The sequence below is a fragment of the Sphingomonas sp. CCH9-E2 genome (genome assembly GCF_001557215.1).
Lineage (GTDB): Bacteria > Pseudomonadota > Alphaproteobacteria > Sphingomonadales > Sphingomonadaceae > Sphingomonas.
In genome coordinates this window covers 1-6,359 of sequence record NZ_LSJM01000344.1, presented here as the reverse complement: position 1 = coordinate 6,359, position 6,359 = coordinate 1, and the positions used below count along the sequence as shown (strand labels likewise).

Here is a 6,359-nt window from a genome sequence, read left to right as displayed (position 1 = left end):
CCCCCGCCAGCACCGCCCCGCGCGCCTGGACCGATCCCGTCTGCACCGAATATGCGGTCGACGAACTGACTCAGGCTGGCGCCCCGGCTGTCGTCGATGGCGGCATCTTCTCCTGAACCGTTCGGTCAGTAAGCAGGGCCAATAGGTCTGAAGTCTAGCACTCCAGCGACCATAAGGATCGACCATGACCACCCCAGCCACCCCGACCGTCGAAGCCCCCATCAGCGACGCCCCGCGCGCCTGGACCGACCCGGTCTGCACCGAATATGCGGTCGACGAACTGACCCAGGCCGGCGGCCCGGGCATCACCGACTCCGGCATCCTGTCCTGATTCGCTGAACAGCGCGCGGCGCGGGAGCTGTCACCCGACGGCTCCCGCGCCACGTCGTCGGTTGCGACCGATCCGGCGCTCGCCTGACCCCTTTCCTACAGCCCCCGGTTCGGCATATCTCACCCGTCCCCCAAATCATCGCCGGGACGCCCTCATGCCGCACCCTTCCCCCCGCAGCCGCGCCGTTCGCGGCCCCCGTCCGCGCGCCTGTCACCCGCGCATGACACATGCGTTTTTTTGTCAGCTTCCCCTCCCAGAAGTGTCAGGCACCGTCGGCCCCTCGCCACGTGACTCTGCGGCATCGTTCCGTTATTGTTCCGCCCATGGCCGACCCGGCATTCCTCGATCTTCCATCCCGTCCGCTGCGCTGGCTGTATCTCGACCTCAACAGCTATTTCGCCGCGGTCGAGCAGCAGCTGAACCCCGATCTGCGGGGCAAACCGATCATCGTCGCCCCGGTCGACAGCGACACCACCGTCGCCATCGCCGCCTCGGTTCAGGCCAAGGTTTACGGCATCCGCACCGGCACCCCGGTGTGGGAGGCCAAGCGCCGGTGCCGCGACCTCATCGTCGTCCCCGGCAGCCACGCCAAATATGTCGAGTTCCACGAAGCGATCGTCGCCGAAATCTGGCGCCACATCCCCGTCACCGCGGTCTGCTCGATCGACGAAGTCGCCTGCCGCCTGCTCGACAATGAAAATAGCCCGGAACAGGCGTCGGCGCTGGCGCGGCGGATCAAGGCGGGGATCCGCGCCCATGTCGGCGAATGCCTCACCAGCTCGGTCGGCATCGCCCCCAACCGCCTGCTGGCCAAGCTCGCCAGCGACATGGAAAAGCCCGACGGCCTCACCGTGCTGACGCAGGACATGCTCCCCGACTGCCTGTTCAGCCTCAGGCTGCGCGACATCGCGGGGATTGGCGCCAAGATGGAGAAGCGCCTGGCGCAGCAGGGCATATTGGACATCGGCCAGCTGTGCGACCGGCGGCCGCGCGACGCCGGATCGGCCTGGGGCGGCGTCAATGGCGACCGGCTCTGGTATCTGCTCCACGGCTTCGACCTGCCCGAAAAGCCGACGCAGAACCGCACCATCGGCCACAGCCACGTCCTGTCACCGCGCAAGCGCGGCCTCGAACCCGTCCGCCTCACCGCCCGCCGCCTCGCTCTCAAATGCGCCGCCCGGCTCCGGCGCAAGGACTATGTCAGCCGCCTGCTGGTGCTCCACGCGAAGTTCGAGGATGACAAATCGGTCTGGCGCACCTCGCTGAAATTACCCGCGACGCAGGACAGTTTCGCGATCCTCGCCGCACTCGACGCGATCTTCCCCCGTTTGGCCGCCGCCGGCCGCTCCCGCGCCGGCGGCTTCGCGATCAGGATGATCGGCGTAACCCTGTCGGAGATCGCCCCCGTCGGCGCGGCGCAGGAATCGCTGTTCGGCGCGCTCGACCCCGATGACCCCCTCGCCCGCGAAACCCGCACCCTCTCGCTCAGCAAGGCGATGGACCGGATCAATGAAAAGTTCGGCCGCCACGCCGTCTCGGTCGGCCCGATGGACGGCAGCCGCACCGACCGCGTCGGAACCAAGATCGCCTTTGGTCGAATCCCGGATCTGGACGAATTTCACGAATGAGACAGGATATTGTATCGACGCACCGCAATATGCGTAGATACACTGTTATCCGTTATATCTTGACCCCCGATGTTGCGTGCGCAAAAGAAAGTTCCGCTATGAACATGCGTCTCCTCCCCGCCGCCGCGGTTGCGCTGCTTGCGCTCTCCGCCTGTAAACCCGAACCCGAAGTGATCAGCGAGCGCGCGCCCGATCCGATGGAATCGCAACTCGCGAACGCCGCGCCGGTCGAACTGCCGCCGTCGATCAAGGCGACCGTGTCGATGCGCTGCCAGCCGGGCAATGCGCTCGTCTTCGTCGAGTTCTTCAACCAGGACAAGCTGGTCACCGTCGCCACCGAAAAGGGCGGCACCAAGACCCGCCTGACCGCGCCTGAAGCAGGCCAGCCCTTCACCGCCGAGGGCGGCTGGAAGCTGACCGGCACGCCGACCGCCGCAACGGTCGAAATCCCGGGCAAGGGCACGCTGACCTGCAAGGGCTAAGCGCCGCATCGATCCATTCAACGAAAGGGCCGGCGTTTGTCGGCCCTTTTTTTGTGCGCGTCGCGCCCTGTCGGTTGCGCTCCCCCCGCCGCTGCGCCACCTTGCCGCTGAACTGGATCAGGGAGCGGAGCGGGTGGCGACGATCGCAGTCTACAGCCTCAAGGGCGGCGTCGGCAAAACCTCGCTGGCGGTGAACCTTGCCTGGTCGGCCGCGACCCGCTCCGCCCGGCGCACCTTGCTGTGGGACCTCGATCCCCAGGCCGCCTCCACCTTCCTGCTCGGCGGCGGTCAGGGCAAGGCGACGGCGCAATCGGTGTTCAGCAAGGATGTCGAACCGGCTAGGCTGATCCAGCCGACCGGCATCGAACGGCTTGATCTGCTCGGCGCCGACGCCTCGCTCCGCGGCCTCGACCTGCTGTTCCACGAACTCGACAAGAAGAAGCGGCTGGCCAAGCTGCTCGGCCAGCTCGACGGTGCCTATGACCGGATGATCCTCGACTGTCCGCCCGGCCTCACCGAAACCAGCGAACAGGTGATGCGCGCCGCCGATCTGATCGTCGTTCCGGTCATCCCCTCCCCACTGTCGCAGCGCGCACTGGAGGACGTCGAACGCCATCTCGGCGGAAAGGCCAAGGTGCCGCTGATGCCGGTCCATTCGATGGTCGATCGCCGCCGCCGCCTTCATGCCGAAGCGCTGGCGCGCAATCCCGACTGGCCCGTGATCCCGATGGCCAGCCTGGTCGAGGGGATGGCGGTGCGTCGCGCGCCGCTCGGCAGCTTCGCGCCGCGCAGTGCCGGTGCGCTTGCCGTGGACGGCCTGTGGCAGGCGGTTGAAAAGCGCCTCGCCAAACCGCGCAAAGGGGCCAAATGACGCGGCAGACCGCCCGCGCCAGCGATCTCGACCCCGATCTGGTGTTGCGCGCCTATGCAATGGGCGTCTTCCCGATGTCCGAACATCGCGACGATCCCAGCGTTTTCTGGGTCGAGCCGCGCCAGCGCGCGATCCTGCCGCTCGACGGCTTCCACCTATCGCGCTCGCTGCGCAAGATTCTCGTCGCCGACCGCTTCCGCCTGACCGCCGACACCGCGTTCGAAGCGGTGATCGCGCTCTGTGCCGAAAGCGCCCCCGACCGCCCCGACACCTGGATCAACCCGCCGATCGAGCGCGTGTTCACCGCACTGCACCGGCGCGGCTTTGCCCATTCGGTCGAATGCTGGGACGGCGACCGGCTCGTCGGCGGCCTCTACGGCCTCGCGCTCGGGCGGGCCTTTTTCGGAGAGAGCATGGTCAGTCGCGCGCGCGACGCGTCAAAGCTGGCGATCGCGGCACTGGTCGCACGGCTGCGTCTCGGCGGCTTCACCCTGCTCGATTGCCAGTTCATGACCGACCACCTCGCTTCACTGGGCGCGGTGGAGGTGCCACGCGACCATTATCTGTCGTTGCTGTCGGAGTCGCTTGGCGAAGGCGCTGCGGGGCTTGCCGCCGGTGCCGGGGCCTCGCCCTCGGTATCGGCCGATTTCGGCGCGCTCGACCGTTTGGGCACATCCGGGGCGCTGCCGCCTACCACCTCGCCCCCGGTATCGGGGAAGGTCATCGCACAGCTCTTGACCCAGACGTCATAGATCGGGTGCTGCACGACATTCAGCGCCGGGCGCTCCTTGTAGAGCCAGCCCGAGAAAGCGCGACTGAACTTGCCGTCCGTGCCGCGAATATCGACCTGCGCGAACGCCCCGGTCAGCTGATCCGGCTCCCACGGCGCAGTCTTCTCGCACGCGCGCAGCCGCACGATCACATCGCCCGCGCGCACCGCCTGTCCGGGCTTCAGCGTCAGTTCGCGCGCAACGCCATTGCGCTTGTTGAGCAAGCCCAGCACCGCCACGCGCTCGGCCATTGGTGTCACACCGGTCACCGACGCGGTCGGCCCGGCGTCCACCGCGACCACCTCCGCTCCGGGTGCTGCAGCCTTAGGCTGAACCTCGACCGAATCCGCGGCGTCCGCCGTGTTCTCGGCCGGCTTGCCCCCGCATGCCGCAAGCGCGACCGGTGCCAGCAGCAGCGCAGCCATCCGGCTCCGGCGCATCAGGCGCCGGGCGTCCAGGCTTCGTAATCGCCGGTCGCACCGACGCGCTGCCCACCCTTTTCGAGCGCACCCGGCGGACGATAGGCCAGCACGCTGCCGGTCAGGTTCGGCACTGCGGGCTGTTCCCATTTCCGCACCGGCGGCAACGCGCGATCGGGAACATCGTCGATCTGGTGGTGCAGCCAGCTGAACCATTCCGGCGGCACCCGGCTCGAATCATTCGACCCCTTGTAGATCACCCAGCGCCGCGGGCGGCCATGCATGTCGGCCCCGCCCTGAAAATACAGATTGCCGAGCGAGTCCTCGCCGACCTGATCCTTGCCGCGCAGCCCGACCCAGGTGCCGAAGGTGGAGCCGTTCCACCAGGTGAAGATGTTCGCGAAGATTCCCATGGCCCGCGCTTTACGCCGCAGAGCGCGGCTGGGCAACGCCGTTTGCACGCACGATCGTCACCACCGCACCTTGTCCCCCGGCGAGATGCCCAGTTCCGCCGCGCGACCGCCGTTGATTTCCAGCACCGCTGCGACCGGCTCACCGGACCGTGACAACTCCTCCGAAAACGGCACCGTATTCTCGGCAATCGTCGCGATCGTGCCGTCGGCGCGGATGAAGATGATGTCGAGCGGGCTCGGCGTATCCTTCATCCAGAAGCTCGCCTCGCGCGGCGGGCCGCCCTCGGGCGGATAGGGCGCGAACAACATGCCACCATCGGCGGGGATGTTGGTGCGGAACATCAGTCCCTGCTTCTGCAGCTCCGGCGTACTGGCAACATCGACCTTGAAGATATGGCGATTCGTGCCGGATTCGATCGTCACGGTCGCCTGTTTGGCCACCTGTGTCGTCGCGTCGCTGTCTTTCGCGGTGCATCCGGGCAGCAGCAGCGCCGCACCCAATGCGAGCATCAGCGTTCGGTCAGGCCGATTCCACCACGACCGCGAGCGGCCCTTTTTCGCCATCGACGATGCGGGCGCGCAGCGGTTGATCAGGTTCGATGTCATAAATCTCCGCTCGGCGCAGGGTTTCCATATGCACGAATATATCGGCCGAATCGCCGTCGCGCACCAGAAACCCATAGCCTTTGAGCCGGTTGAACCATTTGACCGTGACCGGCTCGAACGGCCCCGCTTCCTCGATCAGCTTGATCCGGTCGATCCGGTCGCCCGCGCCGGGCCGCATCCGCACCGGCTCGACCGCATCGGTCAGGTCGATCGAAAGAATGTCCTTGGCCTGCAGCCCGCGGTCGCGCTGCACCACCGAACATTCGACCCGCGCGCCTTCGGGCAGGCTGCGGCGGCCATGCGGCTGAAGGACCGAAAAATGGACCAGGATATCGCCGGCCTCGGCATCATCGGCGACGATGAACCCAAAGCCGCGCGTGACATCGAACCATTTGACCGTGCCCCAATGCGTCTCGTCCTCGGGGTCTGCGGCGCGCACGGGAATGGCCGTCGGCTCGTCCGGTTCGCCCTCCAGAATCGGCACGCGCTGCAGGTCGGCTCGCATTACACTATTTCCCCCTGACCGACGATATTAACACAGCATTTCACGAAGGTGCGAATCCTTTGTGGTTAACGGTCGTCGAGCAGGAAATCCGTATCGTCCCCGGGGTTCATCCGCGCCAGTTGCCAGGCCAGCCCCGGCGCGTGCCCCGCCCGCACCATCGCCGCCACCTGCTTGGCGATCCGCTCGCGATCGGCGGGCTCGGCCGCGAATGGCCCGATTCGCTTGCGCCGGGCAAAGTCGATCGCACTCTGCCCGACGCGCGCATCGACTTGCGGCGCAATCGCCTCGGCGTCCTCCGCCTGCACCCCGGCATGGCGCAGCGCCTCCCCCACCC

The 6,359-nt window shown here is 67.1% G+C and carries 8 protein-coding genes and 2 pseudogenes; 5 read left to right on the top strand and 5 right to left on the bottom strand.

Annotated features, from left to right (window positions below; translation table 11 throughout):
• Positions 1–184: 184 nt before the first annotated feature.
• The 5 genes from AX681_RS22085 to aat all read left to right on the top strand — a co-directional run bounded on the left by AX681_RS22085 (position 185) and on the right by aat (position 4,064).
• Positions 185–331, top strand: a complete 147-nt coding sequence (locus AX681_RS22085; RefSeq protein WP_156456118.1) for a hypothetical protein — start codon at positions 185–187, stop codon at positions 329–331.
• 323 nt (positions 332–654) lie between these two features.
• A complete protein-coding gene (locus tag AX681_RS16165) occupies positions 655–1,959 on the top strand; it encodes a DNA polymerase Y family protein (RefSeq protein WP_066660960.1) in 1,305 nt (434 codons plus the stop codon).
• Positions 1,960–2,057: 98 nt separating this feature from the next.
• Positions 2,058–2,441: a hypothetical protein gene (locus AX681_RS16160; RefSeq protein ID WP_443026135.1), complete on the top strand. Its 384-nt coding sequence runs from the start codon at positions 2,058–2,060 to the stop codon at positions 2,439–2,441.
• 133 nt (positions 2,442–2,574) lie between these two features.
• On the top strand, positions 2,575–3,312 hold the full coding sequence (locus AX681_RS16155) for a ParA family protein (protein WP_066660959.1): 738 nt from the start codon (positions 2,575–2,577) through the stop codon (positions 3,310–3,312).
• A complete protein-coding gene (gene aat / locus AX681_RS16150; protein WP_066660956.1) occupies positions 3,309–4,064 on the top strand; it encodes a leucyl/phenylalanyl-tRNA--protein transferase in 756 nt (251 codons plus the stop codon). Before AX681_RS16155 ends, aat begins: the two co-directional genes overlap by 4 nt.
• Before the next feature lie 35 nt (positions 4,065–4,099).
• Here aat and AX681_RS22910 read toward each other — a convergent pair.
• From AX681_RS22910 to AX681_RS22580, 5 genes and pseudogenes are all read right to left on the bottom strand, one after another.
• A pseudogene (locus AX681_RS22910) lies at positions 4,100–4,333 on the bottom strand (DUF2155 domain-containing protein); the annotation flags it as partial.
• Between the two features lie 188 nt (positions 4,334–4,521).
• Positions 4,522–4,914 (bottom strand): NADH:ubiquinone oxidoreductase subunit NDUFA12, encoded by a 393-nt coding sequence (locus AX681_RS16145; protein ID WP_066660950.1) that lies wholly within the window; start codon positions 4,912–4,914, stop codon positions 4,522–4,524.
• Between the two features lie 57 nt (positions 4,915–4,971).
• On the bottom strand, positions 4,972–5,424 hold the full coding sequence (locus tag AX681_RS16140; RefSeq protein ID WP_082737985.1) for a DUF192 domain-containing protein: 453 nt from the start codon (positions 5,422–5,424) through the stop codon (positions 4,972–4,974).
• Between the two features lie 10 nt (positions 5,425–5,434).
• Entirely contained in the window at positions 5,435–6,025 is a 591-nt protein-coding gene (locus AX681_RS16135; RefSeq protein ID WP_082737984.1) for a cold-shock protein, read from the bottom strand.
• Between the two features lie 65 nt (positions 6,026–6,090).
• A pseudogene (locus AX681_RS22580) lies at positions 6,091–6,359 on the bottom strand (RecX family transcriptional regulator); the annotation flags it as partial.